This is a genomic window from Pseudomonas poae (assembly GCA_028869255.1).
GTDB lineage: Bacteria > Pseudomonadota > Gammaproteobacteria > Pseudomonadales > Pseudomonadaceae > Aquipseudomonas > Aquipseudomonas poae_C.
The window spans coordinates 1,000,116-1,025,567 of record CP110972.1 but is presented as its reverse complement, the minus strand read 5'-3'; the positions used below and the strand labels follow the sequence as shown (position 1 = coordinate 1,025,567).

General features: G+C 60.0%; 25 protein-coding genes and 1 pseudogene. 12 read left to right on the top strand and 14 right to left on the bottom strand.

Annotation, left to right across the window (positions count from 1 at the left end; genetic code table 11):
* Window positions 1-31: 31 nt before the first annotated feature.
* Entirely contained in the window at window positions 32-919 is an 888-nt protein-coding gene (gene cynR, locus LRS56_04725) for a transcriptional regulator CynR (protein ID WDU63840.1), read from the top strand.
* A 43-nt stretch (window positions 920-962) separates the two neighbouring features.
* Complete coding sequence (locus tag LRS56_04720) at window positions 963-1,130, top strand: DUF2986 domain-containing protein (GenBank protein ID WDU63839.1); 168 nt, start codon at window positions 963-965, stop codon at window positions 1,128-1,130.
* Here the strand turns inward: LRS56_04720 and LRS56_04715 are convergent.
* Entirely contained in the window at window positions 1,101-2,084 is a 984-nt protein-coding gene (locus tag LRS56_04715) for a helix-turn-helix domain-containing protein (GenBank protein WDU63838.1), read from the bottom strand. The genes LRS56_04720 and LRS56_04715 overlap by 30 nt on opposite strands.
* Window positions 2,085-2,088: 4 nt before the next feature.
* Window positions 2,089-2,631: an isochorismatase family protein gene (locus LRS56_04710; GenBank protein WDU63837.1), complete on the bottom strand. Its 543-nt coding sequence runs from the start codon at window positions 2,629-2,631 to the stop codon at window positions 2,089-2,091.
* A 1,109-nt stretch (window positions 2,632-3,740) separates the two neighbouring features.
* Between LRS56_04710 and LRS56_04705 the strand changes: the two genes are divergently transcribed.
* On the top strand, window positions 3,741-5,009 hold the full coding sequence (locus LRS56_04705) for an MFS transporter (protein ID WDU63836.1): 1,269 nt from the start codon (window positions 3,741-3,743) through the stop codon (window positions 5,007-5,009).
* On the opposite strand, the gene LRS56_04700 is transcribed toward LRS56_04705, so the two are convergent.
* A complete protein-coding gene (locus LRS56_04700; protein ID WDU63835.1) occupies window positions 4,960-5,757 on the bottom strand; it encodes a DNA/RNA non-specific endonuclease in 798 nt (265 codons plus the stop codon). The two genes, LRS56_04705 and LRS56_04700, sit on opposite strands and share 50 nt — an antisense overlap.
* 156 nt (window positions 5,758-5,913) lie before the next feature.
* Between LRS56_04700 and LRS56_04695 the strand changes: the two genes are divergently transcribed.
* On the top strand, window positions 5,914-6,975 hold the full coding sequence (locus LRS56_04695; GenBank protein ID WDU63834.1) for an SDR family oxidoreductase: 1,062 nt from the start codon (window positions 5,914-5,916) through the stop codon (window positions 6,973-6,975).
* 3 nt (window positions 6,976-6,978) lie between these two features.
* Here LRS56_04695 and LRS56_04690 read toward each other — a convergent pair whose 3' ends face one another.
* The 4 genes from LRS56_04690 to LRS56_04675 all read right to left on the bottom strand — a co-directional run bounded on the left by LRS56_04690 (window position 6,979) and on the right by LRS56_04675 (window position 11,180).
* The gene (locus LRS56_04690; GenBank protein WDU63833.1) at window positions 6,979-8,007 is read right to left on the bottom strand and encodes a HAMP domain-containing sensor histidine kinase; all 1,029 of its coding nucleotides are present in this window, start codon (window positions 8,005-8,007) and stop codon (window positions 6,979-6,981) included.
* Window positions 8,008-8,015: 8 nt separating this feature from the next.
* The gene (locus tag LRS56_04685) at window positions 8,016-9,476 is read right to left on the bottom strand and encodes an AAA family ATPase (GenBank protein ID WDU63832.1); all 1,461 of its coding nucleotides are present in this window, start codon (window positions 9,474-9,476) and stop codon (window positions 8,016-8,018) included.
* Window positions 9,473-9,907, bottom strand: coding sequence for a hypothetical protein (locus LRS56_04680; protein ID WDU63831.1), 435 nt, complete (start codon window positions 9,905-9,907; stop codon window positions 9,473-9,475). The genes LRS56_04685 and LRS56_04680 overlap by 4 nt, the downstream gene beginning before the upstream one ends.
* A gap of 61 nt (window positions 9,908-9,968) precedes the next feature.
* Window positions 9,969-11,180, bottom strand: a complete 1,212-nt coding sequence (locus LRS56_04675; GenBank protein WDU63830.1) for an MFS transporter — start codon at window positions 11,178-11,180, stop codon at window positions 9,969-9,971.
* Window positions 11,181-11,300: 120 nt separating this feature from the next.
* On the opposite strand from LRS56_04675, the gene LRS56_04670 reads away from it, so the two are divergent.
* A complete protein-coding gene (locus LRS56_04670) occupies window positions 11,301-12,005 on the top strand; it encodes a TetR/AcrR family transcriptional regulator (protein ID WDU63829.1) in 705 nt (234 codons plus the stop codon).
* Here the strand turns inward: LRS56_04670 and LRS56_04665 are convergent.
* From LRS56_04665 to LRS56_04645, 5 genes and pseudogenes are all read right to left on the bottom strand, one after another.
* Window positions 11,920-12,132, bottom strand: a pseudogene (locus LRS56_04665) (LysR substrate-binding domain-containing protein). The gene LRS56_04670 and the pseudogene LRS56_04665 sit on opposite strands and share 86 nt — an antisense overlap.
* Before the next feature lie 34 nt (window positions 12,133-12,166).
* Window positions 12,167-12,820, bottom strand: coding sequence for a hypothetical protein (locus LRS56_04660; GenBank protein WDU63828.1), 654 nt, complete (start codon window positions 12,818-12,820; stop codon window positions 12,167-12,169).
* Between the two features lie 279 nt (window positions 12,821-13,099).
* Window positions 13,100-13,753: an RraA family protein gene (locus tag LRS56_04655; protein WDU63827.1), complete on the bottom strand. Its 654-nt coding sequence runs from the start codon at window positions 13,751-13,753 to the stop codon at window positions 13,100-13,102.
* Between the two features lie 27 nt (window positions 13,754-13,780).
* Window positions 13,781-14,794 (bottom strand): hydroxyacid dehydrogenase, encoded by a 1,014-nt coding sequence (locus LRS56_04650; GenBank protein ID WDU63826.1) that lies wholly within the window; start codon window positions 14,792-14,794, stop codon window positions 13,781-13,783.
* 105 nt (window positions 14,795-14,899) lie between these two features.
* Window positions 14,900-17,587 carry a phosphoenolpyruvate carboxylase gene (locus LRS56_04645; protein ID WDU63825.1) on the bottom strand — a complete coding sequence of 896 codons (2,688 nt, stop codon included), beginning with the start codon at window positions 17,585-17,587 and terminating at the stop codon, window positions 14,900-14,902.
* Window positions 17,588-18,127: 540 nt separating this feature from the next.
* On the opposite strand from LRS56_04645, the gene LRS56_04640 reads away from it, so the two are divergent.
* From LRS56_04640 to LRS56_04610, 7 genes are all read left to right on the top strand, one after another.
* Complete coding sequence (locus LRS56_04640; protein WDU63824.1) at window positions 18,128-19,990, top strand: DUF3857 and transglutaminase domain-containing protein; 1,863 nt, start codon at window positions 18,128-18,130, stop codon at window positions 19,988-19,990.
* Window positions 19,991-20,448: 458 nt separating this feature from the next.
* Window positions 20,449-21,024: a TetR/AcrR family transcriptional regulator gene (locus LRS56_04635; GenBank protein WDU63823.1), complete on the top strand. Its 576-nt coding sequence runs from the start codon at window positions 20,449-20,451 to the stop codon at window positions 21,022-21,024.
* A gap of 396 nt (window positions 21,025-21,420) precedes the next feature.
* Complete coding sequence (locus LRS56_04630; GenBank protein ID WDU63822.1) at window positions 21,421-21,975, top strand: OsmC family protein; 555 nt, start codon at window positions 21,421-21,423, stop codon at window positions 21,973-21,975.
* A gap of 98 nt (window positions 21,976-22,073) precedes the next feature.
* Complete coding sequence (locus LRS56_04625) at window positions 22,074-22,847, top strand: SDR family NAD(P)-dependent oxidoreductase (protein ID WDU63821.1); 774 nt, start codon at window positions 22,074-22,076, stop codon at window positions 22,845-22,847.
* Between the two features lie 105 nt (window positions 22,848-22,952).
* Window positions 22,953-23,525 carry a TetR/AcrR family transcriptional regulator gene (locus tag LRS56_04620; GenBank protein WDU63820.1) on the top strand — a complete coding sequence of 191 codons (573 nt, stop codon included), beginning with the start codon at window positions 22,953-22,955 and terminating at the stop codon, window positions 23,523-23,525.
* Window positions 23,526-23,548: 23 nt separating this feature from the next.
* Window positions 23,549-24,247, top strand: a complete 699-nt coding sequence (locus LRS56_04615) for a DsbA family oxidoreductase (protein ID WDU63819.1) — start codon at window positions 23,549-23,551, stop codon at window positions 24,245-24,247.
* Between the two features lie 63 nt (window positions 24,248-24,310).
* Window positions 24,311-24,640 (top strand): thioredoxin family protein, encoded by a 330-nt coding sequence (locus LRS56_04610; protein WDU63818.1) that lies wholly within the window; start codon window positions 24,311-24,313, stop codon window positions 24,638-24,640.
* A 14-nt stretch (window positions 24,641-24,654) separates the two neighbouring features.
* Here LRS56_04610 and LRS56_04605 read toward each other — a convergent pair whose 3' ends face one another.
* Complete coding sequence (locus LRS56_04605) at window positions 24,655-24,843, bottom strand: hypothetical protein (GenBank protein WDU63817.1); 189 nt, start codon at window positions 24,841-24,843, stop codon at window positions 24,655-24,657.
* On the bottom strand, window positions 24,809-25,429 hold the full coding sequence (gene kefF / locus LRS56_04600; GenBank protein ID WDU63816.1) for a glutathione-regulated potassium-efflux system oxidoreductase KefF: 621 nt from the start codon (window positions 25,427-25,429) through the stop codon (window positions 24,809-24,811). The genes LRS56_04605 and kefF overlap by 35 nt, the downstream gene beginning before the upstream one ends.
* Window positions 25,430-25,452: the final 23 nt, after the last annotated feature.

The window sequence follows — 25,452 nt, the reverse complement described above, 5'->3', positions numbered from 1 at the left end:
GAGTTCATCAGATAATCTTATGGATACGACAATGCTCGCACGCCACATCCACTACTTCCTCGCGGTGGCAGAACATCAGGGCTTCACCAAAGCGGCAGCGGCCCTGCATGTCTCGCAGCCGGCGCTGTCGCAGCAAGTGCGGCAACTGGAAGAAAGCCTCGGCGCAGCGCTGTTCGACCGCTCGGGCCGCAAAACACGGCTGACCGATGCCGGTGAGGTGTACCTGCGTTATGCGCTGCGGGCGGCGCAGGAACTGCAGGAAGGCCGGCGTGCGATTCATGACGTGAGCGACCTCAGCCGTGGGACCTTACGGGTTGCAGTCACGCCCACGTTCACCACTTACCTGGTGGGGCCGCTGGTAGAAGCCTTTCATCGCCGCTATCCGAACATCACGCTAAGTGTGCGTGAGGTGGCCCAGGAGCCGATGGAACACCAACTGCTGGCCGATGAGCTGGACGTGGGGATTGCGTTTGATCAGTTGCATGCCCAGGACATCGACGCCGACCCGCTGCTGGTTGAAACTCTCGCCCTGGTAGTCGGCAACCAGCATCCGCTGGCGGGAGAACAGGCTATCGGGTTGGACGCGCTGAGTGGCGAATCGCTGATTTTGCTGAGCAAGGAGTTCGCCACCCGCGAGCAGATCGACCGCTACTGCAACCAGCACGGCATCCGCCCACGCGTGGTGATGGAGGCCAATGTGATTGGTGCGTTGCTGGAGGTGGTGCGCAGGACCGCACTGTCGACGCTGCTGCCGGCCGCCATTGCGCGGGCCCACCCGGAGCTGGTCGCGATTGAGCTGGGGCCGCAGCGGTTGCAGCGCACGGCGGTGTTGATGCAGCGTAAAGGGGTGTATCAGTCGGCGGCGGCGCGGGTGTTTATCGAGGTGGCGAAGGACGTGGCGGCAGCACTTGATCGTTAGACTGCTGGTATCATCCGCGCATTTGCACACCAGGTAGAAACCCATGAACCGCCAGAAAAAACTCCAACAGCTCTTCAAGGCCAAAGCCAAAAAGGCCAGTGCCAAATTGGCGCCGAAAAGCAAAGACAAATACATCAGCAAAGCCGACCGCGCAAAGCTCGAAGCTGAGGCTGATCAGGCGTCAAGCACCGGTGCCGACACGCCCGCTTGAGGGCGTCCCCGCTTCATATTTGCCCCAGATACGCCGCAGATGCCGGGCCGAACCAAAGCCCGCACGCTCGGCGACGGTTTCAACGTCCAGGGTCGATTCAGCGAGTAATTCACGGGCCACGGTTAAACGCAGGGTGTGCAAATAGTCCAGCGGACTGATGCCGACATGTTCGTGGAACAGCCGCGCCAGGTGGCGGCTGCTGGTGCAGGCCAGGCTGGCCATGCGTGTGACGGTCCAGGCTTCACACGGGGCAGCGGCGATGGCGTCCTGCACCCGGTGCACGGCCGGGTGCAAGTGGTTGCGGCCGCTTATCCAGGGCGAGAGTTGCGGGTCGGCGCCGCCGCGGCGCATGTACACCACCATATCCCGTGCGACCGCGCAGGCCAGCCGTGGCCCGGCCTGCTCGGCGAGCAGGTGCAGCATCAGGTCGATGCCCGCCGTGACACCGGCACTGCAACTCACATTGCCATCGGTGACGTACAGGCGGTTTTCCAGGACTCGGGCCTTGGGGGCCAGGGTTTGCAAGGTGGCGCACAACGCGTGGTGGGTGGTGCACTGGCGCCCGTCCAGCAGCCCGGCACGGGCGGCACTCAAGGCGCCGGCGCACACGCACACCAGTCGCTCACCCGAGGGTGCGAACACGTTCTGCAGCCATTGGGTCAGCGTGGTGCTGGCCGACTCGAACGCCTGCCGCTGTGCCCGCGTGACCTTAAAGGTGGACCCCACCAACACCACCAACGTGCCGGGCGCCAGGCTCGCCGGGAGTGGCGCCAACCCGGCCAGCGGCAAGCCGATGGAAGTTTGCAGGGACTCCACTGGGCTGACGTACTGCAAATCGAAGTCGATGGCGGCCGGGCCCTCAACGTGAGCGGCCAGGCGCAGCACTTCGGCGGGCCCTGCCAGGTCCAGCATCAGCACGTTGGGCAGCAGCACGAACAGCACCGGCACGCTCATGGGTTCAACCCTCCAATGCCTGGGCGACGGTGGCGATGCGCGCAAAGCGGTCTTCCAGTACCAGCTCGGTACGCTCGCGAATCTGCGCCGGTGTGTAGACGCGGCCGCTGCGTACGTGGGTCATGGGGAAGGTCAGCGTCGCTTCACTGACAAAGTCCACTGTAAAGCCGCTGTCCGACGCCTGCCGCGTGGTGGTTTCACAGCACTGTTCGGTGCGAATGCCGCTGATGATCACCGTGGTGATGCCCCTTTCCGTTAACCGGGCAGCCAAGGGCGTTCCGGCGAAGGCGCTGTGGTAGCGCTTGTGAATAATCAACTCGGGGTTGATCGACAGCTCGCTCAAGGTTCTGACATTGCCTGAGGCCAGCGAAAAATGCCCCTGCTCTTCTACATGGAAAACTTGTATCACCGGGATGCCTTGCTGAACACACCCGTCGATCAGAGCCTGCTGTTTTTCCAGGTAAGCTGACAAGTCATTTTCGGACCAGTAGGTTGAATGACGAAACGAATGTTGGGCATCGATCACGATCAGCGCTTTGCGGCTCATGGGTGGCTCCTGGTGGCTTGCGGTTCAGGGTTGATGCAAGCCATGGTAGGCACGCCCGTAGGTTAGCAACAGGCGCGCTCCAGACCACTTTGGGACGGATTCGGACACGTAGCAGTTACTCGGCGAACAGCGCGCCCGCCCTCAACGCCGGAAGAACAGCAGCACCACCGCCAACAATCCCCTGTGGGAGCTGTCGAGCTTTAGCGAGGCTGCGATAGCGGTGGGTCAGGCACACAGAGGTCGGCAGTGCCGCCGCCTTCGTAGCCTCGCTGGGGCTCGACAACTCCCACATTTGATCTTCATTGCTGATGGGGACTGCATCTGCCGCAGGGGCCCTGTGAACCAAAATCCGACAAACACCGACAATCCCCTGTGGGAGCTGTCGAGCTTTAGCGAGGCTGCGAAGGCGGTGGGTCAGGCACACAGAGGTTGGCAGTGACGCCGCCTTCGTAGCCTCGCTGGGGCTCGACAACTCCCACATTTGATCTTCATTGCTGGTGGGGACTGCATCTGCCGCACGGGCCCTGTGAACCAAAATCCGACAAACACCGACAATCCCCTGTGGGAGCTGTCGAGCTTTAGCGAGGCTGCGATGGCGGTGGGTCAGGCAACGCCTTCGTAGCCTCGCTGGGGCTCGACAACTCCCACATTTGATCTTCATTGCTGGTGGGGACTGCATCCGCCGCATGGGCCCTGTGAACCAAAATCCGACAAACACCGACAATCCCCTGTGGGAGCTGTCGAGCTTTAGCGAGGCTGCGATAGCGGTGGGTCAGGCACACAGAGGTCGGCAATGCCGCCGCCTTCGTAGCCTCGCTGGGGCTCGACAACTCCCACATTTGATCTTCATTGCTGGTGGGGACTGCATCCGCCGCACGGGCCCTGTGAACCAAAATCCGAGCACTGCCGACAATCCCCTGTGGGAGCTGTCGAGCTTTAGCGAGGCTGCGATGGCGGTGGGTCAGGCAACGCAGAGGTCGGCAGTGCCGCCGCCTTCGTAGCCTCGCTGGGGCTCGACAACGCCTACATTGATGTTCACTGTGGTTGAACAATGTAGCCAGGTCATCTTCCAATCTGCCTGCTCTGCTTGAGGAGTAACGAACACCGCCATGAGTTTGCTCGGTACCTTCCGTTCCCTGCGCAGCCCCAACTACCGCATCTGGGCGGCCGGTGCGCTGGTCTCCAATATCGGCACCTGGATGCAACGCACCGCGCAGGACTGGCTGGTGCTCACCCAGCTCACCCCGCATAACGCCGCCGCGGTGGGCATCGTCATGTCGTTGCAGTTCGGGCCACAGTTGCTGCTGCTGCCATGGACCGGTTTTGCCGCCGACCACTACGACCAGCGCAAGTTGCTGATCGTCACCCAGGCGGTCATGGGGCTCCTCGCGCTGACGCTGGGGGTGTTCACTATCACCGGTTTTGTCGAGTTGTGGCACGTGTATGTGTTCGCGTTTTTATCCGGCTGCGCTTCGGCATTCGATGCGCCGGTGCGGCAGATTTTCGTGGCGGAACTGGTGGGCGAGAAGGACTTGTCCAACGCCATCGCGCTCAATTCCACCTCGTTCAATATGGCGCGCATGCTCGGCCCGGCAGTGGCCGGGCTGACCATTGCCTCGGTGGGCACCGGCTGGGCATTTCTACTCAACGGCAGCAGTTTTTTTGCGGTGCTGGCCTCGCTGTTTTTGCTGCGGGTCTCGGGGCAGCATGCCAAGGTTCGCGCCCTGCGCACCAAAGGCAGCCTGACCGAGGGCTTGCGCTACGTGTGGGCGCGACCGGACCTGAAGGCGATCTTGCTGATGCTGTTTCTGATCGGCACCTTCGGCATGAACTTCCCGATTTTCATCTCGACCATGGCCGTGACGGCGTTCCATACCGATGCGCGTGGTTACGGCCTGCTGTCCTCGACCCTGGCCATCGGCACCATCGCCGGCGCGCTGCTGGCCGCCGGCCGCGAGCGGCCACAGTTCAAGTCGTTACTGAGCGGTGCGGCGGTGTTCGGGGTGGGCTGCACCCTGGCGGCCATGGCGCCAAACTATTGGACGTTCGCTGTGGCACTGGTGATTATTGGCGTGGGCGCCATGACCTTCAGCAATACCACCAACAGCCTGATGCAACTCACCACCGAACCGGCCATGCGCGGCCGTGTGATTGCCTTGCGTGTCGGCGTGGCACTGGGCGGCACGCCAATTGGCGCGCCCATTGTCGGTTGGGTCGCCGACCACCTGGGCCCGCGCTGGGCACTGGGGGTCGGCGCGCTGTCGGGGGTTCTGGCGGTGGGAGTGGCGCTCTACACCCTCAAGCGGCGGCTGGATCGACCGACGTCGATCACGTGCGCCCTACCGACCCCGAAACCGGAAGATTCCCCAGCAACTTGAGCCCGGTGCTCTTCACAAAGGTGTCGTAGTCCATCGGCTTCTGGATCCGGGTTTCGGCGTTGGGCAGCACATAGGCCCACGCACGTTTGGACGAGGCGTCATACACCAGTTTGAACAGGCGCGTCGGTACCCAGACCTTATTGTCGCCAATGGTGCCGTAGCCCGGGTCGAACAGCGGGCCGGTAAACACATACACATCGCCACCGGCGCGCTTGGCGAACTTGCGCACGTCGGCCTCGACCTTGCTCCAGATCTTGCGGTTGTTGGTAGGGTCTTGCGGCACCATGTTCGACAGCGCAAAAGACTGGGCCATGGCGTGCGCGTTCGGGGCATCGGCGGCCGGGGCCTGGTGGCCACGGTCAACGGCCGGATGCTGGCTGCGGTAGTCGCTCAACTCGGCGCGCCCCGCCTTGGGAATACGCGGATCGGGGTAGAACTGATTGGTGCGTTCCTCGCCCTTGGCCTCCTGCAATTGCGCGGCATTCAGGCGCTCGACCACCACCAGCGGGGTCTTGCTGGCTTGCGAGTACAGCACCGCAAAAGTGTCGGAGCACAACGCCAAGGGTTTCATGGTGGCCGGCACGCTGGCGGTGTTAATCGGGGTTTTACTTGGGAAGAGTTCAGCGCAGCCCTCGAACGAGGCGCGTTGCTGCGTGGGGGTATAAGGGTTTGCCAGGCTGCGGGCGTCTACCGCGGTGGAAAGCAAAACAAGGGCCGAAAGCCCGACTGCAATGGTGCGTAGGTACATGCGTTAGATCTTATGGTGAGGGTAAACAGACAAGCGCGAATGATCGTGCGGGGCGTATGGACCCTGATAAGGCTGTTTGGTGCCGCAAGCTCGCGGATAAGGTTGAACCTGTGCCACCTGGGCGCGTTCAGAACCCTACATCCTCGGGAGAACGTTATGACCCAGACCGCATTAGTCGTCGGCGCCAGCGGCATCGTTGGCAGCGCCATCACCCAGTTACTGCTCGATAACCAATGGCAGGTCGCCGCGCTGTCCCGTCAGCCATCGCAGGTGCCGGGGGTGATCCCGGTGGCTGCCGACCTGCAAGATCCGGCATCACTGCACAAGGCACTGGCAGACCTGCAGCCGACCCATGTGTTCATCACCACCTGGTCACGCCAAGCCACCGAAGCCGAAAATATCCGAGTGAACGCCGCGATGGTGCGCAACGTGCTGGACGCCGTGCGCCCCGCCGGCAGCGTGCAGCACGTGGCGCTGGTCACCGGTTTGAAGCACTACCTCGGCCCGTTCGAAAACTACGGCAAGGGCAGCCTGCCGCAAACACCGTTTCGCGAAGAACAAGACCGCCTGGACGTAGAGAACTTCTACTACGCCCAAGAAGACGAAGTGTTCGCTGCCGCAAAACAGGATGGCTTCACCTGGAGCGTGCACCGCCCGCACACCGTCACCGGCGTGGCCGTGGGCAACGCGATGAACATGGCGACCACCCTCGCCGTCTACGCCAGTGTCTGCAAACACACCGGTCGCCCATTTGTATTCCCAGGCTCGCGCGTGCAGTGGGACAGCCTCACCGACATGACTGATGCACGGCAACTGGCCAAGCAACAACTATGGGCGGCCACTACTCCGGCTGCGGCCAACCAGGCATTCAATATCACCAATGGCGACGTCTTCCGTTGGAACTGGATGTGGGGCCAGATCGCCGAGTACTTCGACCTTACGCCCGCAGAGTTCCCCGCCGCGCCCTCACTGCTGGAAACGCAGATGGCTAACGATCAGGCCGCGTGGAGCCAGATCGCCACGGAACACGGCCTGAAAGAAACCGATATCCACCGACTGGTCTCGCCTTGGCACACCGATGCCGACCTGGGGCGGCCGATCGAGGTGGTCACGGATATGTCCAAGAGCCGGAAGATGGGCTTCACCGGCTACCAGGCCAGCGACCAGGCGTTTTTCGATGTGTTCGATCAGTTGCGGGCTGCACGCTTGATCCCCTGATGTTCAGGGCAGCGGCACCAATAGGGGCAGCCTCACCACAAACTCGCTGCCCTTGCCGTGCCCTTCGCTGGTGCCGGTCACAGTCCCGCCGTGAGCTTCGACCAGTTCGCGCACCACCGTCAAGCCAATGCCCAGGCCGGCACTGTTGAAACCAATCGCGTGCGCGTCTTGCACGTAAGGGTCAAAAATAAACGGCAGTGCCTTGGCGGTAACGCCGATGCCGTTGTCGGCAATACTGATCCGCAAAAACTCGGCCTCTACGCTGACAGCCATCTTGATGCTGCCACCGGCGGGGGTGTACTTGGCCGCGTTGCCCAGCAGGTTGTGCAGGATCTGCGCAAGCCGCACAGGGTCAGCCTGCATCGGCAGGATGGCGTCCGGCAGCTCGACATCGAATTGCTGTTTTCGCGTGATCATCACCGCGCTGCAGGCATCGATAGCGGCATTCAGGATGCGCAGCATATCCACGTCACGGCGGTTGATTCGCAGCTTGCCGGTGCTGGCGCGGGACACATCCAGCAGGTCGTCGACCAGCTGCGAAATATGCTGGACCTGGCCCTCGATCAACTCACGCATTCGCGGCAACTGGTCGCTCGGCAAACGGACCATGCGCTCGGCAATCAGGCTGATCGGGGTCAACGGGTTGCGCAGTTCGTGGGCCACCATCGCCAGGATGCTTTTCTGCTGGCCCAGTGCACGTTCGGCTGTTGCTTGAAGGTCTTGGGCACTCAGCGCAGCAATCACCAGTTGCGCGTTGGCCTCGCGCAGTTCCTGGAACAGGTGCAGTTCCTCACGGTGAGGCGTCGCCACCCCGTCGGATTGCGCCAGCAGTATCGCCAGCACCAACTGCTGATTGGCCTCGACCAGTTGCTCGACGTGCCGGGTATCCTCCAGGCGGCTGTTGGCGTCACCCAGTTGTTGCTGCAATGCCGCCAGCACGGCACGTGCCTCGACCGTTTTCTGGCCGAGCAGGAAGAGTTCATGGGCAGCACTGGCCACCTTGCGCTCGTCCTCTCCCGCGCTGTTACTCATGGCTCAGCTCAAACATTTGGGTCGCCTGCACGCTGGGTAGTCGGCCGACCACCGAGCAGTCCTTCCTGGTCCGCGAGCCTCTCGCCAATCTGCAGGCCCTCGTCATTGATGCGATATTGGCGCAGTTCGTCAGAGTGGGCGCTGGCGCGTACCTTGACCACGGCCATGATCCGCAGCAGGCGGCTGCGCACTTCGATGTAGCGCTGCACAATGATCGCATCCGTCAGAAACGCCGTGCCGTAGGGGCTGAAGCGCAGGTCGGTGTAGCGGTCTTCCAGCTCCGAGGTCATCAATACGCTGACCCCGGCACGGGTCAACGCCGTGACCATGCGCGACAGCGACTCACGGAAATCCGCACGGAAGGTCGGCGCCAGCGCCAGTTCAAAGCCCGACAGCGAATCGATGACCACCCGCGTAGCGCTCAAGCGGCGGATCTCGCCGAGCAGCAGCTGGACGATTTCGTCAATCGACAGGTCCGGCGCCCGGCTGTCCACCAGACCGACCTGCCCGCTCTCGATCAGGTTGGCCAGCGTCGCGTTTTGCGAGTGGTTGGGCCGTTGTTCGAACACCGCGATAACGCCCTTCTCGCCATTGCGCGCGCCTTCGGCCAGGAAGGTCGCCGCGAGAATGCTTTTGCCCGAGCCCGACGGCCCCGCCACCAACAGCGAATAGCCTCTGGGCAGGCCACCACCGAGCATTTCGTCGAGCCGCGGCACGCCCATTTTCAGACGCTGCACCGGCAGTGTCCTGGGTAACTCAACCGGGTTGAAGGTGGCGGGTGCGAAGACCTTGATACCCGAGGTGGCGATCCGAAAGGTGTGCAGCCCCGGCAACGTCGGCTGGCCGCGCATCTTCATGATTTCCATCTTGCGCACCATCGAATTGCGCTCGACGCTCTGGCGCAGCCAGATCAGGCCGTCGGCCACGGTAAAAATCGGGTTGGTGTCGGTTTCGGTGAAGTACTCACCAATCAGGAAGGTGGTCGCCTGCCAGGTGGTCATCAACATGCCCAGTTGCTGGACGAAATTCGGCAGGTTGTTGTTGGGGTTGTGCTGGGTCTGACTGGCCAGCACCACCGAGCGGAAGGAGTCGACAAACACCAGTGACGGCGAGTGCGCCTCCACTTCGCTGACGATCCGGCGCAGCACTTCATCCAGGTTCCCGGCCAGGGTGTCGTCGGCAAGGTTGATATAGCGGATCGACTGGTTGACCGCATCGTTATCAAAAAAGTCGAACTGCTGCTGGTAACGCAGCATCTTCAGCGGCGGCTCGCCCAGCACGGTAAAAAACAGCGCGGGGCGCTCAGGTGTCGCGAGGGCGAACATCATCTGATGCGCCAGCGTGGTTTTGCCACAGCCGGGCGGACCGGCGATCAGGTTGAACGAAAACTCCGGCAATCCTCCGCCCAGCACCTCGTCCAGCCCTGGCACACCGGTGGCCAGGCGGTTGATAGTTACTTTGGTGCTCATGGCGAATTTTCCTGCGAAGGGGTGTCGCTCAAAGAAGGTTCCCACACGTCGCGCAGCAGTCGGGCGCTCAGTGAAGGCCCGATCAGCGTGGTCAGCAGCGTGTAAAAGGTGGTCAGCAGCACCTCACCGAACAAGCGCGCATCGACTGCGTTTTGCGCAAGCAGTACGGCCTTGAGGCTTGCCCGGTCAGTCGCGACCTGCACCGGGTCATACAGCCCGGTCAGCCGCGTATCGGTGGAGACGCTGAGGTGCAGGCTGCGTCGCAACAGCGCCGCAACCCCTTGCTGCCCGATGATGGGCGTGAGTGCTGCGTCCATGTCCTGCAATATCGCAATGATCGCCTCGGCGATGCCTGCAATATCAGCGGTGGGACCAACACGGTGCGCCAGAGAAGCTACGATCTGGCGGCTCTCTTCGCTTAGCGTGGACATGACGGGCTTATATCTGACAAATAGAGCCCCAGCCTACACCCTATGGCGAAGGCCCGAAGGTTTAATGCGCCACTGTCACGCTGCCAACCCGTCGCCCGGGCTTGAAGCCATGGCCACGCGCACTCCATGCGATCACCAGCGCCACGCCGACCAAGCCCAGCATCGCCCACGGAAACGCTGCCACACCCCAGGTTTGCAGCAACACCCCGCCGACCACGCCGCTGCCGGCAATCGCGCTGTTCCAGGCCACCACGTTCAACGACAACGCCACATCCGCGCCATCGCCCGCCGCATCCGCCAAGGCGGTTTGCAGCAGGGTCGCCGCGCCGCCAAAGGTCAAGCCCCATACCGCCACGCCGAGGTAAATCACCCACGGCACACTGCCCAGCAAACCGAACAACACGCTCACCGCCGCAAACGTCGCCAGGCTCACCAGCACGGTTTTACGCAGCAAGGGCTCGACCAGCCTGGCCGTGATCCAGATGCCCGCCAACGCTGCCATCCCGAACACCAGCAATACCAGGTCCACACGCTCGGCCAGACCCGCCGACGCTACGAACGGCGCGATGTAGGTGTACAGAATGTTGTGCGCCAGCATCCAGCTGATCACCACCGCCAGCACGGGGCGCACGCCGGGTGTGCTCAGCACTTTACCCAGTGACAGGCGTTGATCGGCCGGTTGCGGCGCGTAGTCCGGGACTTTCACCAGCACCCAGACGATCAGCACCAGGGTCAGTGCCGACATCAGACCAAAGGTGCTGCGCCAACCGACCAGGCCGCCCAGCCAGGTACCCAGCGGTACCCCCAGCGACAGCGCAATCGGCGTGCCGACCATCGCCAGCGCCAGCGCCTTGCCCTGTTGATGGGGCGCGACCATGCGCCGGGCATACCCTGCCAGCAGGCTCCAGGCCAGCCCCGCCGCTACCCCGGCAAAGAAGCGTGCCACCAAGGTCACGCCGTAGTGCGACGACAGCGCAGTGATGGAGTTGAACAGCAGAAACCCGACGATGGTCAGCAACAGCACATTGCGTCGGCGCCAGCCACGCGTGGCGATGGTCATGGGGATCACCGCCAGAACCGAGCCCAGTGCATAGGCGGTGACCATCTGCCCGGCCATGGACGGGGAAATCGCCAGGCCTTCGCTGATCAACGGCAACAGGCCGGCCGGCAGGGTTTCGGTGACGATGCAAATGAAGCCGGTCATGGCCAGCGCGAGCAAGGCGCCAATGGGCAGGCGCTCGGACGAGGCCGATAAAGTGAGTGAGGGCGTCACGGAATACTCCTTGAGGGCACTTAAATACTGATCGATACAGATATTGCAGGCAGGCACTTAGCGTTGTCAACGACTTATGTATCGACTAGTATTTATCTCGTTCCCCACCGGAGACCTGACATGGCACAAATGGGCCGCCCCCGCACCTTCGACCGCGAGCAGGCCGTGGAACAAGCCCTGCACTTGTTCTGGCAGCACGGCTACGACGCCACCTCCCTCGCCCAACTCAAGGCCGGGCTGGGCGGCGGCATCTCCGCGCCCAGTTTCTACGCGGCGTTCGGCTCCAAAGAGGCGCTGTTCGATGAATGCGTGCAGCGCTACCTGGCAACCTACGCCCAGGTCACCGAATGCCTGTGGGACGAAACCCTGCTACCGCGCCAAGCGGTCGAAACTGCGTTGCGCCAGTCGACGCGCATGCAATGTGAGGACGGGCACCCCAAGGGCTGCATGGTGGCGCTGGGCGTAATGAGTGCGCCAAGCCCGGAGAATGCGCGGGTGGCGGATGCGCTGACGCAGTCGCGAGCCCGTACCCGAGCAGGGATTGTGGCGTGTGTGGAGCGGGCGATCCGTACCGGCCAATTGCCGCAACAGACCCAGGCGGCCGTACTGGCCAGCGTATTCGACAGTTTTTTGCAGGGCGTTTCGCTACTGGCGCGCGATAACGTGCCCCCTGCAACCCTCGACGCAGCAATCAGCCAACTGCTGCTGACCTGGGATGTGGCGGCCTCCATCACGGCACCTACGCGTGGCGACATGCCAGCAAAAAATCCACACACGCCCGCACCCGATGCGGCACATAACGCCCATGGGGATACAGCAAGGTAAACGGCCGCGAACGCCCGCCATAGGGCTGCAGCACGTGCACCAGGCTGCCGTCCGCCAGTGCCTGCTCGACAATAAACGTGTAGGTCTGGAACAACCCCGCCCCATGTTTGGCCAGGGTCACGCCGCCGGGGTAACGCCGGCGGCGGTGAAGCGGCTGGACGTCAAGCACCCGCCGGGACGGTAATGAACGCATCGGCCCCGGTTGAATATTCGATGATCGACGGCGTATTCATCTTGAGTTTGTGCCGCTCGACATGGTCGCTTTTCATCCGGGAAAGGAAACGCACCAGGTACAGCCCCGGCTCATCCAGCTTGACCACGTACTTGAGTTCATAGGATTCGGACGGGCCGACATCCAGATAAGGAAACACCAGTAAGGTCGAACTCATGCCGTCGTACCGCGCGCCGGCAATGTCCCAGGCGCGGCCGTACACCGGCAAGCCTGCCTCGAAACGCTCAACTTTAACCACCGATAAAACCCGCCGATCAAGGTTCAGCCTGGCGATGTCATTGCCGCTGTTGGACAGCGTCACGCCTATTTCCAACACACTCGCCCCGCCCTCGGAGGGCATCAAGTGGGTGGTCAGGCTCGCGCCAACATGGGCGCTCAGCTCGGTCTTCATCTGCATCTCCTTGAGCAGGAGCGCACTCATTTGCGAGTCGTGCTTGACGTAGTAAGTCACCCATACCGTCCAGGCGGCCACACATAACAGGGCCACCAGGGACCCCACGCTCGTAAACACACCCACCTTGATCTGCACCAGTTCCCAATAACCGCGCCGCAGGGAGTTTTTTCTTGAAGGCGTAGGATTCATACACAGGTTGCTCCTGAATAAAGCGAGCAAACCTACGGTAACCCCGTACGTTCAAGCAATAAACCCTCACGCCGACTTGGCGCAGGATCGTGTGCAAGAAGTGATTCGCCTGAGCCGCAGCCGCGAGCACACGGAAGACGGAATTCGTGCGGGGCTTGCGGCCGGGAAAAGTACGGTAGACCTGCTGGGGCTGGCCCCGACGCTGGAGAGACTTGGCATGCGCTGAGCCCTCCCGCGTCAACAGAAGCCGCACCTGCTGCGGCTTCTGTCGTTGGCCAATCAGGCGCGTGGCGTCTGCAAGGCGTGGTAGCCATAATCGGCGCGGGCTTGACGCAACGGCACGCCCGCCTCGATAGCCGCACGGATATGCTCTTCAGCCTGGTGGACTTCTTCGGCCACCGCCAGCACTTCGCTCAGCGAACCGGCCGGAATCGCCACTAGGCCATCGCCGTCGCCGCGCAACCAATCATCCGGTTGTACCCGCACGCCGCCCAGCGTCACGGGCGCCTGGATCGCTTCGACACGCACCCGATCCTTGCCGGTGCGCATCCAGTTACCCCGGGAAAAGATCGGGTAGTTAAGCTCCAGAGCACGATCAACGTCGCGGCAGATACCGTCAATCACCGTCCCGGCCAACTGCTTACGGGCGGCGGTAGAGGTCAGCAAGTCGCCCCACACGGTGGTGTCGAGCCGCGCCTGGTTGTCGATCACCACCACCTGGCCGGCCTCAAGGTCGTCGATGTAATCACCCACCGAGCCGCCGTCCAGGCCAATAGGGCCGTAGCGTAGGGTCCAGGCTTTGCCTGTGAGGTTGAACGTGCGGTCCAGGGGCATGATGTCGGTGCACTGGCAAACGATTTTCAGGCGGTCCATCGCATCGCTGAGGTCGGTGCAACTCAGGGCGTTGAGACGGGTAAAAATAGAGGTTTGCATGGTGTGGCCTTCCTTGTGTCCGGTCGGTTAACGCACGATGGCGGCGTTACTGAATGCGTGGATCTTGTCGACGATCTGGCGCGATGCCGTCCTGATTGCCGTGGTGGTATTGCCGGCGATATGCGGCGTGAGTTGCGCGCTGGGAACGCCGGTCAGTGGCGAGTCGAACCGGTCCTTTTCCAGGGCAAAAGTATCGATGGCGACCGCCTTGATATGCCTGGGAAACTCGCGCATGAAGGCGGCCAGCTGGTGTTCGTCGACGATCCCGCCGCGTGCGGTATTGATCAGGATTGAACCTTGACGCATCTGCCGGAACTCGCCAGTGCCGAACAAACCGCGGGTCAGCGTAGTGAGCGGGACGTGGATCGAAACGATGTGCGCCTCGGCCAGTAACTGCGCAAGGCTAGCTCGTCGTTCAAGCTCAAGGCTGCGCGCCACCGGTTCGGTAAAACGCTCCGACCCAGTGACGATCACCTTGATGCCCAGCGCTGCCGCCTTGTGTGCTACCTGCCGGGCAATGCTGCCGGTGCCCACCAGCCCCAACGTAAGTTCGGCGTATTCGGGGGTAGGTGCCAAGGTGCCTTTTGCCCAATGGCCGTTGTGGGTTTCGGCGTTGTAGTAATCCAGGTCGCGAGACAGAAACAGCGCCTGGGCCACGACGTACTCGGCAACAGCGGCCGCGTTGGAACCCGGTGTGTTGAGTATCGCCACGCCGCACTGCTCGCACTCAAGCCGATCAATATGATTAACCCCGGTGCCGGCCTGGGCAATAGCGCGCAGTGGCGTGGCCAGCGCGGGCGAGCTGGCGGCGCGGACCAGGCTGGCGCCGAGGGGGATGTTCAAGCGCGTCTTGAACACGCTGTAACCCCCGGCCTGACTCACGGCGGCAATAAAGGCAGGCTCGTCGTGGCAGTTGATCTCGGCATAGTGAATGCGCGTGGTGTAGTGCTGCCGGATGCGCTCTTTGTCCGCGAAATAGTGCAGGTTGAGGGTGACGGCCAGGCCCAGCTCAAGAAAGCGATCAACTTCCTCAAACAGCAACGGTGGGCCGGGGCATCGAGTATCAGGGTGGTAAATGCCATACAGTTGATCCTCTTGGAGGGTAGCGCCTGCCGATACCCAGGTTGCCCTGGGTATCGGGGCTGATCACCAGGTGAAATGGTGGGCGCTGATGGGATCGACCAGACCTGCATCGGTACTCGCGGCCGCGAGGAACCCGCTGTAGAAATCATTCAGCGATGAAGACTGGATGAACTCGGGATTGCTCTTGGCGTAGATAAGAAACAACCGATAGATTCTCAGGTTCTTTTCCTTGCGGTAGACCTCTGCCTTGAGGCTAGGCCACAGGTTGAGCAAGCTGCCTTCCTTGATTTTCCAAGGGTCCGCCGGCTCGGTGCCGATGGTGGCTTTGTACACAAAGCGCTTACCTTCAATCACTTCCAGGTGCAGGCTGGCCAACAGCTGTTCAGCCGTGCCGACGGCCTCGCCCTTCAAGGCTTCAGCCAGCGCCAGGATGTGGGCCTTCTCCGGGATGCTGCCGGTCAAGGTCAGCCAGGCGCATTTGAGGTCGGTTCGCGCAATGGCATAGGCCATGCCTTTGACATAGGTGTGAAAGCTCTCATCTTCGTTGAAGGCCTTCGACACCTGCGTTGCGGGCTCTTGCGCGAACTGCCCGACGCCGATCAGTTCGCTGTGCAACCCGCCGGCCAGCAGGGCGCGAGTCCAGGGAATCGCACGAATGGCATCGGGTCGCGACTCGAAAACCTTGATGTTGAAGATACGCGAAGGCGGCCGAGTGCCCTTGGCGGTGGCCCTGACCACATCAAATCGCGCCAGGTCCCGCAGCAGGGAGGGCAGCGCCGGGTGCTCGAAGAACGTCGCTTGATAGCGTCGCACCACCTCAGCCCAGCGTTGAATCCTGCCCGCAACGACCGCCTCGGACGGTTGCGGCTGGGGGTCGGCGTGCATGCGGTACAACTGACTGAGGAAGTTGACGGACTGGTTGCGGGTCAGCAGATGAGCGCGCATCTCCGCGCACCCGGCCAGCATGAAGCGGGTTTCCGGGCCCTCCAGCGCGCCGAACTCCTGCAAGGTCTCGGCGATCACCCCGTTACACCGTGCGTGCTCCCCGCCCATGATCACATGGACGACCACCTCGATACCGTAGCGGGCCGCGATCAGCTTGTGCTGGTTGGCAATCGCCATGTTCAGTTTGTGCATGGCCTTGCCGCCTTGCTTGCCGGTGTCGCTGGGGCCAAACGTGATGTATTGGCGGTTGCCCCGCGTTGCCAGGTGCTGGCGGTACAACGGGTTTTCGTACACCTCATGCACCGTCGCCAGCGTGCGCTCGGCGCCTGCCAGGTCTTCGGGCTGCAGGGCGATGTCGATACCGTCCCGCACCTGGGCCGCCTTCATCAGGAACAGCACCTCCAGCGCGCTGAGGGCCGAGGTGTATTCGGCGATCCCGTGGATTTTCATGCGGTCGCGATACCGATCGATCATTTCAAACCGCTCGAGCGCGTTGCGCGCATCGTGCATGCGGATATAGCCCGGGTCCTGCTCCATCAGCGCGATGTAATCCTGGCCGGCGTATTGCTGGGCTTTCTTGGTGTAAATCGACGTGGTGCGCTGCAGATAGCCTTGCCACAGGGCAGCGGGAGCCTGGGACTCGTCGCCTTCCAGCGCGACCTCAAGCGCGGCCTGGCGCGCACGCTCATCCAGCTCGTGATAGTGCCGACCCTGGCCCAGGCCGATGGTTTCCAGCCACTGGCTGGAAAGAATCTCATCGACCACGCTGCTGAACATCTCGGCGTTTTCACGAAACTCGATATCCAGGTAGTGAAAGCCAAACGCATGCACCCGCAGCAGCAAGCGGTCGATGGCCGCGGGCTGGGTAAAACGGATGCTGCCCAGTGCCTCGATCAGCTCGGCGGGCTGCTCGAAATGCTCAGGATGATCCTTGCCCAGGCGTGCGCGAATTTCTTCCAGGCGATGCCGTGCGCCGCCGTCTTTGATCAGGCTGTCGATATCAGCGATGTAGCGATTGCGCAGCGCGGTTTCCAGCGCCACGACCAGGGTTTCGGTGTGCTGGTTGGTGTCATAGGGGCGGCCATCCTTGTCGCCGTATAACCAGGTAAACAAGCTCAGCCATTTTTCCTGCGGCGCCAGGCCCAGGGCGTGATGCACGTCGGGCAACGCGTCATACACACTGTCGGCGTAAAAAATCTGCGATTCGATATCGGTGCCATTACTGCCCGACCACACGGCGTTGTACAACTCCAGCAGGAGCTGCGCAGTGACTTGGGGCTTTTTCAGGCCACGGTCTTCGACGTGCTGCGCCAGTTTCTGCAAGACCAGCACGACGGAATGCTTGAGCTGGTCGGTCTCTTTGCACAGCAGCCCCAGGCTGATATTTACCCCCGACGGCGCTGCAATCAACTGCGAGTCGAGCGTGAGCAATTGACGGGGCAGGCTGGCTTGCGAAGCGATCTGGGTCGCCACACTCCTGACCGACAATTCGAACAGCAGTTGCTTGATCAGCAACAGCTTCCAGAACGCCTCGACGTCTTTGCTGGAGCGGGATTCGAAGAACGCCTTGCCCAGGGCCGCCGCCAGTTTCGAATCAGCCTTGTCCAGATACGACAGCGTATCGATTTCGGCGTAGATCCTCAGGCAGGCGCGAGTGTGCGGGGTTTGCGAAGCATCATCCGTGGTTGCCTTGAGTGCGTGCTCCAATGCTCGCCATAGAACGTCATGCAGTAACGCGGGGTTGGTATGGCCGATTGACGGGCGAGTTGATGCATTTTCCAGTATGGAGTTGATCACATGATTCATGGGTTCAAGCCTCGATAATTGTACAAATCCCTTGTTTGCATTGCGCCAAACAGGCACAAGCAAAATCATCAATGTCCCAGGCTTAACCCACTGCGTCGCAACGAACGGAACTCACCTGTTCGCCGACAGAAAGCCCCCCTTGTCGGTACCGAAAAACGGCAAAAATTGAAACAACTTGTTACATCTATGCGCAATAAAGCATGCTCCGGTTTTTTCGACAAAAGACCTTTTTGGAATAGATAGCTAAGGAAAAATGATAGGAGGCTAATCAAAATCATACTGCTGCATACCGCTCATTTTTCTAAAACCCTGATTATTCGAAATTAAATCCACCCGCTCAAAAGTCGCTCGCCCTCGGGACAATGTGGTGCAGGCATGCGCGGCAAGCGTCACCTAAATAATTCTTCATAAACACGATTGCATGAAAAAGCAGAGCAGGCTCATTGCCACCCATTTATAGTAATGCTTCGCATTAAGCGTTTTACCCAAGGAACGCGCGCCCTCCCCTGACGGCGCACGTCATCGTTCAGAAGGATCTTTATGCAAGGCTTTACGCGCTCCCCCGCACGCCTGTTCGGCGTGCTGGCTGTCATCCTCTGCGGGCTATTCACTGCACAGGCGCATGCCGATTACACCGACCTTTCCCTGACCCACGAAAAACACATCCAATCGTTTGTTGTGAATGCCGACGGCACCTTTGTGCTGGATGTCGAGCGGGTATTGCGGATCAACGAAGAACGCGCAATCAAGTCCAATGCCCAGCGCTCGGTCAGCTACAACCGCACCCTGGAAACCCTGGATATCGTCGACGCTTACACATTGAAACCCGACGGCCGCAAGGTCGCGGTCGCCGCCGACCAGATCAAGGAGCAGCAGGAAACCGCCTCGGCCGACGCGCCGATGTTCCAGGACTCGCGGGTCAAGGTGGTGATATTCCCGGAGCTGCAAGTGGGTGACCGCATGGTCCTGCGCTATCAGCGCAAACGCACCACGGCGCTGTTCCCCGGGCAGTTCGAGGACCTTTCCGCGCCGGACTTCTACCAGTACCAGCAGATTCGCTTCAGCTACGACATGCCTGCCGACATGGCGCTGCACGCAGACTTGCGGGGCTTTAAAGCCAGCGCTCCGGTCACGGCCAAAGGGCGCACCGTCTACCGTTGGGACCTGGAACCTGCCGAGAAAAATCGCGTGGAACAAGGCTCCGTCGCCTACACGGATTACGGTCAGTACCTGGCCGTGTCGACCTTCGCCAGTTACCAGCAATTTGCCCAGGCGTACGCAGCCAGGGCGCAGGTAGAAGTGACCCCGGCCATCACCCAACTGGCCAAGGAACTCACCGCCCACCTCGACACCCCGCGCAGCAAAGCGCTGGTATTGAGTGATTGGGTACGCAAGAACATCCGCTACGTCGCCGTGTACGTTGGCGCCGGCACCGTGGTGCCGCACTCGGCCCAGGCCGTGCTGGATAACCGCTACGGCGACTGCAAGGACCATGTCGCCCTGCTGGAAGCACTGCTTAAGGCGGCGGCCATCGAAAGCTCGCCGGCCCTGATCAACCTCGGCAACGCCTACGTGCTGCCGAAGGTGCCGACCCTGGGCGTGCTCAACCACGCGATCACCTATGTACCCAGCCTCGACCTGTATCTGGACTCCACGGCCACCCCGATCGCGGCCGGCTACCTGCAGATCCAGGAGCTGGGCAAAACCGTCGTGCTGACCCAGACCGGCGAATTGGGCCACACTCCGTCCAACCAACAGGGCAAGGTCGACACCACGCTGCAGTTCAAGGTTGATGCACGCGGCGCCGCCGACTTTACCCACGACTCCACCGTGGAAGGCTGGGGCGCGGAATTCAACCGCTTTGTGTTCAAAACCCTGCAGCCCGCCGACCGTGATCAATTGGTACAGAAAGTCCTCAGTCTGTACGGCCAGTCGGGCAGCGGCGTGATCGAAACCGACTCACTGGACGGCACCGCCAACCACTTCAAATCCACGATCAAGGGGCACACCGACAACCTGGTCAACCTGCCCGGCCCAACCGGCGTACCGACCTTCACCAGCCTGGCCGGCGGCATCGCGCAGAACGTGTTTACCTTCCTCGCCGAAAATGAGCGCACCCAGACCTTCACCTGTATCTCGGGTGAAATCTCGGAGCAGGCGCGCCTGGAATTTCCCGGCAAAGTGAAGATCCTCGCGGTGCCCAAGGCGGTGTCGCTGAAACAGGCGGGCTTTGACTACCACTCGACCTATACGAAAAAAGCCAACGCGGTGCTGATCACGCGTCACTATGTGTTCGCCAAAGCCGACGCACTGTGCACCCCAGAGGATTTCGCGGCGATGAAGCCGGCTATCGAAGGCATGGTTAATGATCTGAAAAGCCAGATCATCGTGCAGACCAAGTAAGGGGTTGATGCTCGCGGGCCAGGCGAACGCACTGGCCCGCGAGCACTGCCGGTACTCTTGAGTACGTCACCGCGAGCCAAATCCAAGGCAAAAAAAAGCCTGCATCGCTGCAGGCTTTTCTCTATCTGGCTCCACGACTCTGGACTCGAATGAAAACTTAAGTACCTGTTTTACAATAAATTCATGCTGATTTCTAAAGTCTCTATCCCTACGATTATCCTAATCAAGCCAGTATTTTATGCGAGTTCTTTCAGTACCTCATGAGCGGGGCAGCGGCAACAGTAGAAAATTAATAATCTAACGTTGGGCCTATTTCACTGAGGAGAATGCAGCGCTGTGAAACGGCTGACTGCTTGTGGCCGATTCCAGTGGGTGGTTCATAGGTGCGCAACCTGAGCGCTGTCTTATGAAGAAGTACTAATTTATGATGCCGCATTGATAAATTTGGAAACGGCATCATGAGTACACGTTCCGACCTCCTGACCAGCGCTGAGATTCTGTTGCGTACCAAGGGCTACGCAGCCTTCAGCTATGCCGATCTGGCGGAAGACATCGGTATCAAGAAGGCGAGTATTCACCACCACTTTCCCACCAAAGAAAGTCTGGCGATCGCCATCGTTGAGAGTTATCTGTTCCGGTTCAAGAATCAGCTGGAATGCATCAATGATGAAAATACCGGCATTATCGATCGGCTCACTGCCTTCGCCCTGATGTTCGCGCAAAGCAGTAAAAACGCGATGCTTCCACTCTGCGGCGCCCTGGCAGCGGAATTGCTGGCTTTGCCTAAAAGCCTAAAGGAATTGACGCGGGACTTTTTCGAAATCCATCTCAATTGGCTTCAGGCCAATATCGCACTGGGCCAGGCGGCAGGGGAACTCAAAGCTGAGCTGGACGGCGTGAAGGTTGCCAGGTTCATCTTGAATACGTTGGAAGGTGGCAGCTTTGTATCTTGGGCGCTGAGCGACAATTACGAACAGTCTTCTGGATTTGATTTCATTTTAGATGGGCTTCGGGTTACCGAAACGCATCACTGAGGTTCGATCAGCTTTTTTCTGCGTCATAAAACGACCGGTTCTGCCCCTGCTGGCTCGGTCCGTTTTCCCGCCTCGTAAGTGGTTTCAGCCGCTTAGCTCACACTCTCTGAATTCTTTTTGCGCGCACTCAATCTGACGAGCGTACGTCTAGTCTCGCATTTGGGTTGCGGATACCTACCCATGTCTACACTTTCGGTGTGTGACCAGAAGTACACAATTAAGTAGAAATTACTGCATTGTTATCGGAGTTATCCCTATTCAGGAAAACTCTGTCGAAGCTGGTTTTTTTGGCGATTGATTATAAGAAGAATAACCTATTGATCGACAACCTACTAGTTGGTAGGCTTGTATCTCTTCCGGGCCAAACGCCCGGTCCATCCGAAGAGGAACGAACACATGAGCAACAACCTGAATGGTATCGATGTCGCCGCACTCCAGCAGTTTGCCCAAGGCGTTGCTGAGGATGCGACCAAGCGCCACGCGAGCTTCAACGTCAAGACTCAGTGGAAAGGCCAGACTCGCTCTGTGGCCAAAGTCAATCGCTACAGTCTGGCCGGTGAAACCTATCTGCGGGATTTCGAAATCGTCGCCGATGAGCCTAATGAATTGCTGGGCCAAAACACTGCGCCTAACCCTCAAGAGCTGCTGATGGCCGCTCTCAACGCCTGCATGTCGGTCGGTTATGCCGCCAACGCCGCAATGATGGGTATCAAGATTCACAGCCTGGAAATCGAAACGGACGGCACCCTCGACCTGCGAGGCTTCCTGGGCCTCGACGAGAGCGTCAACCCAGGTTACGACGAAGTGAGTGTGGTGATTCGACTGCACACCGACGCCTCCCGTGAGCGCGTTGAAGAGCTGCACAAAGTGGTGCTCAAAACCTCGGTCAACTACGCCAACTTCTCGAAAGCCATCCGCATGGTGCCAACCCTCGAAGTGCGTGAGGGCTGATTCGCTCGTTTCAAAGAGATTCAAACCTTGCGTGCACCAGCAGGCAGCCAGCCGCCTTGGTGCCGACCCTAATTAGTTCTGGATAACCGGAGTCTGCAATGAACGATTTTTTCAAAGGTAAAAAACTGCTAGTTGTCGGTGGCACCAGTGGCATGGGCCTGGAAACGGCCCGCATGGTGCTCAAGGCAGGCGGCAGCGTGGTGCTCACCGGCAGCAAGCAAGACAAGGCCGATGCGGTGCGTAACGAGCTGAGCCCGCTGGGCCCTGTGTCGGTGATCGTCGCCAACCTGATGACTGAAGAAGGCATGAATTTTGTTCGCAAGGAAATCAATGCCAACCATAGCGATATCAGCCTGATGGTGAACTCCGCCGGGATCTTTATTCCCAAGCCGTTCACCGAGCACGATGAGGCCGAGTACGACATGTACCTGTCTCTGAACCGTGCGACCTTCTTCATCACCCAGGCAGTGATCAAGAACATGCTGGCTGCCAAGCGCGAAGGGGCAATTGTCAATGTTGGCTCCATCGGTGCGCAGGCCGCATTGGCAGGTTCACCGGCCTCTGCCTACTCCATGGCAAAGGCAGGTCTGCATGCGCTGACACGCAACCTGGCAATTGAATTGGCTCACTCGGGTATCCGGGTCAACGCCGTCTCACCAGGGATCGTTCACACCTCGATCTATGAAGGGTTCATGGACAAAGAGGCGATCCCGGAAGCGATGAAATCGCTGAACGATTTCCACCCCCTGGGACGAGTCGGCGTTCCCGAAGACGTCGCCAACACCATCCTGTTCCTGCTGTCGGACAAGACGTCCTGGGTGACCGGCGCAATCTGGGACGTGGATGCTGGAATTATGGCTGTTAGGGCCTGACCACAGTGGCGAGCGCGGCCTGATGAAAGCTCCCATCGCGGGAGCTTTCACGCCTTCACTCAGTACAAGTGAAAGTAGGCTGAATGCTGGCTGCAGGAGTCTTCAATGTCGATCACGACAAAAGCAGCGCTGTTGAGAGCTGCGGAAACCCAAATGCGCTCCAAGGGCTATTCCGCGTTCAGTTATGCCGATCTTGCGGCGCAGATCGGCATTAGAAAAGCCAGTATTCACCATCACTTCCCGACCAAGGAAAACCTGGGCGCGGAGCTGATCAAGGACTACATCAAACGCTTCGATGCGACCCTCAGTTCGATCGAAGAAATGCATGTCGATCCGTTGCTGCGGCTTCGTGGTTTTGCCCGGCTTTTCATCATTAGCGCCAACGAGGGGCTGCTGCCCTTGTGTGGTGCCCTGGCGGCAGAAATGGCGGCACTGCCGCTGTCGCTGCAAGGGCTCACTCGGGCGTTCTTTGAAACCCAGCTCGATTGGCTTCAGGCCACCCTCAATGCAGGGGTCCGGCAGCGCAACTGGTCGCTGGACAAACCCGTTGAGACCTACGCGTTCATGCTGCTGAGCAGCCTGGAGGGCGCGAGCCTTATCGATTGGACATTGGGCCGATCAACCGACCCGTTGGCAGGCTTCGATCATTTGCTTGAAACGCTGGTAACGCGGTCTTGATTTCTTTGAGTACAGGACGAGTCATGCAAACTTCTTCGAAAAAATATGCAGTGGATATCTGGTCTGATTTTGTTTGCCCTTGGTGCTGGGTAGCCAAGCGTCGATTCGAGCAGGCGCTCGATAAATTTGCTGAAAAAGACAATGTACAAGTCAACGTCAAGGCCTATCGTCTGGCGGCGGATCAAGCGCCAGAGCCTATGATCGCTGCCCTTAAACGCAAGCTCGGCAATCCGGATTCCGCTGTCGCGATGATGAACACCGTCAGTAAATATGGTCGGGCCGATGGGCTTGATTACCGCTTTGACAGCATGCTGTTTGGCGATACCGCAGATGCCCATGTACTGGTCAAGGCGGTTGCGGACGAAGTCGTTAAAAAACGCTTGGTCGAGGCGCTGTATGAGCAAAGCACCTCCCATGGTCAGTCGCTGTTTGATCGCGGCAGCCTGGAGGCCATAGCCAAGGCCGTAGGTGTTTCGGACGCGTTAATCCAACGGGCGTGGTCATCCGTTGAATTGCGCGAAGAGATGGAGGAAGACGAACATATCGCCGCGCAACTAGGTTCGGGCGTGCCTTTGTTTGTATTCGATAATGCCTTCTCATTGTCCGGTGCTCAGCCTGAGGCTGCTTTTCTTGAAGCGCTGAACAAGATGCAGGAGAAGTCGAAAGTCGAAGATGACGCATTCAGCAGTCAAGTCTGCGGCATAGATGGCTGCAAAATTTGATCAGCAGAAGCGGTGCGGCACTGGGTTGTGCCGTCCTTCATCCATATTGAGAGCGAGATCCAAATGAGCCGTATCGTTGAGTTGAGTGCTCAGCAGTTCGCCCGCTTTGTGGCCAAAGGCAGCAGCGTCGTTCTGTTTTCAGCGTCCTGGTGCAAGCCTTGTCAGGAGATGAAGCCGGTCTTTCATGCTTTGGAAGAAAAGCTTCACTCCTTGGCGGCTTTTGCAAAGATTGATGTGGTGGTGTCTCCGACGATCGCGCAAATGTACGGTATCCGGGCGGTGCCATCCTTGGGGGTGTTCCATGAGGGGCGGCTGCTGCGGGTCATGCCCGGATCCCGTTCAGTTGGAACAATGAAAAAAGCCATTCTTGCGGAGTTGGAAGAGGCGATTTAACCGAACCTCCTCCATCAGCGGTCAGGCTGATCAGCCTGGCGTTCTTTTTCATCCCTCGGGTGTGGATTTGCCCCGGACCAGTTATCGATGGGATGAGCGCGGTCTTCGTTGAAGATTTCCGTTAACAGCGCGTTGGCCCGTTTGTAGGCGTCATACTTGAACTCGGTATCATCCACAGGCTGCGCGGCCATTTCTTCCAGCATCTCCAGGTTCAGGCGACGGAATCGATCCGCTCGTTCGCGGGCTTTGTAGCGACCAATGCCCAGTTGCTCCAATGCCCTGCGGCCCAAGGACAATGCGAAAGCAGGGTCGAGGGGCAGCGTTGAAAGCACCGTGAACAGCCACAGGCGTCAGCCTGCGCATCTGGCAGTAGGCCGCGGTCGCATGCAGGGGTTGGGCAAGCACCGAAAACCCGGGGTGGTCACCCATGTCGAACTGGTCGTGCTCGCCGCCGGTGGTCACGGCCCACAACAAGCTCTTACCTTTGAGTGCGGTGGCGCCTTTGCCATAGGCCCACCCTTGGGTGAAGGCTTTATCGATCCACAATTTCAGCAGCGGCGGGCAGCTGTACCAGTACAGCGGATGTTGCAGGACCAGAAGCTTTGCCTGTTCTAGGGATTGCTGCTCGGCTTGGACATCGATGTGGAAGTCCGGGTACAGGTCATAAAGGGAGCGTATGACCACATCCGGGTTATTGGAGGCTTGCCTGAGCATCACCTCGTTAACCTTGGATTTGTCGGGGTAAGGGTGAGCGTAATGATCAGAATCATTGGGAGCATTCCACGACAAATCGCGAGTTCATTCAGAACGAA

What these genes read in the sequence shown, in the direction of transcription:
- cynR (WDU63840.1), top strand. Translation starts at nt 32, where the DNA reads ATGCTCGCACGCCACATCCACTACTTCCTCGCGGTGGCAGAACATCAG.
- LRS56_04720 (WDU63839.1), top strand. Translation starts at nt 963, where the DNA reads ATGAACCGCCAGAAAAAACTCCAACAGCTCTTCAAGGCCAAAGCCAAA.
- LRS56_04715 (WDU63838.1), bottom strand. Translation starts at nt 2,084, where the DNA reads ATGAGCGTGCCGGTGCTGTTCGTGCTGCTGCCCAACGTGCTGATGCTG.
- LRS56_04710 (WDU63837.1), bottom strand. Translation starts at nt 2,631, where the DNA reads ATGAGCCGCAAAGCGCTGATCGTGATCGATGCCCAACATTCGTTTCGT.
- LRS56_04705 (WDU63836.1), top strand. Translation starts at nt 3,741, where the DNA reads ATGAGTTTGCTCGGTACCTTCCGTTCCCTGCGCAGCCCCAACTACCGC.
- LRS56_04700 (WDU63835.1), bottom strand. Translation starts at nt 5,757, where the DNA reads ATGTACCTACGCACCATTGCAGTCGGGCTTTCGGCCCTTGTTTTGCTT.
- LRS56_04695 (WDU63834.1), top strand. Translation starts at nt 5,914, where the DNA reads ATGACCCAGACCGCATTAGTCGTCGGCGCCAGCGGCATCGTTGGCAGC.
- LRS56_04690 (WDU63833.1), bottom strand. Translation starts at nt 8,007, where the DNA reads ATGAGTAACAGCGCGGGAGAGGACGAGCGCAAGGTGGCCAGTGCTGCC.
- LRS56_04685 (WDU63832.1), bottom strand. Translation starts at nt 9,476, where the DNA reads ATGAGCACCAAAGTAACTATCAACCGCCTGGCCACCGGTGTGCCAGGG.
- LRS56_04680 (WDU63831.1), bottom strand. Translation starts at nt 9,907, where the DNA reads ATGTCCACGCTAAGCGAAGAGAGCCGCCAGATCGTAGCTTCTCTGGCG.
- LRS56_04670 (WDU63829.1), top strand. Translation starts at nt 11,301, where the DNA reads ATGGCACAAATGGGCCGCCCCCGCACCTTCGACCGCGAGCAGGCCGTG.
- LRS56_04660 (WDU63828.1), bottom strand. Translation starts at nt 12,820, where the DNA reads ATGAATCCTACGCCTTCAAGAAAAAACTCCCTGCGGCGCGGTTATTGG.
- LRS56_04655 (WDU63827.1), bottom strand. Translation starts at nt 13,753, where the DNA reads ATGCAAACCTCTATTTTTACCCGTCTCAACGCCCTGAGTTGCACCGAC.
- LRS56_04645 (WDU63825.1), bottom strand. Translation starts at nt 17,587, where the DNA reads ATGAATCATGTGATCAACTCCATACTGGAAAATGCATCAACTCGCCCG.
- LRS56_04640 (WDU63824.1), top strand. Translation starts at nt 18,128, where the DNA reads ATGCAAGGCTTTACGCGCTCCCCCGCACGCCTGTTCGGCGTGCTGGCT.
- LRS56_04635 (WDU63823.1), top strand. Translation starts at nt 20,449, where the DNA reads ATGAGTACACGTTCCGACCTCCTGACCAGCGCTGAGATTCTGTTGCGT.
- LRS56_04630 (WDU63822.1), top strand. Translation starts at nt 21,421, where the DNA reads ATGAGCAACAACCTGAATGGTATCGATGTCGCCGCACTCCAGCAGTTT.
- LRS56_04625 (WDU63821.1), top strand. Translation starts at nt 22,074, where the DNA reads ATGAACGATTTTTTCAAAGGTAAAAAACTGCTAGTTGTCGGTGGCACC.
- LRS56_04620 (WDU63820.1), top strand. Translation starts at nt 22,953, where the DNA reads ATGTCGATCACGACAAAAGCAGCGCTGTTGAGAGCTGCGGAAACCCAA.
- LRS56_04615 (WDU63819.1), top strand. Translation starts at nt 23,549, where the DNA reads ATGCAAACTTCTTCGAAAAAATATGCAGTGGATATCTGGTCTGATTTT.
- LRS56_04610 (WDU63818.1), top strand. Translation starts at nt 24,311, where the DNA reads ATGAGCCGTATCGTTGAGTTGAGTGCTCAGCAGTTCGCCCGCTTTGTG.
- LRS56_04605 (WDU63817.1), bottom strand. Translation starts at nt 24,843, where the DNA reads ATGCTGGAAGAAATGGCCGCGCAGCCTGTGGATGATACCGAGTTCAAG.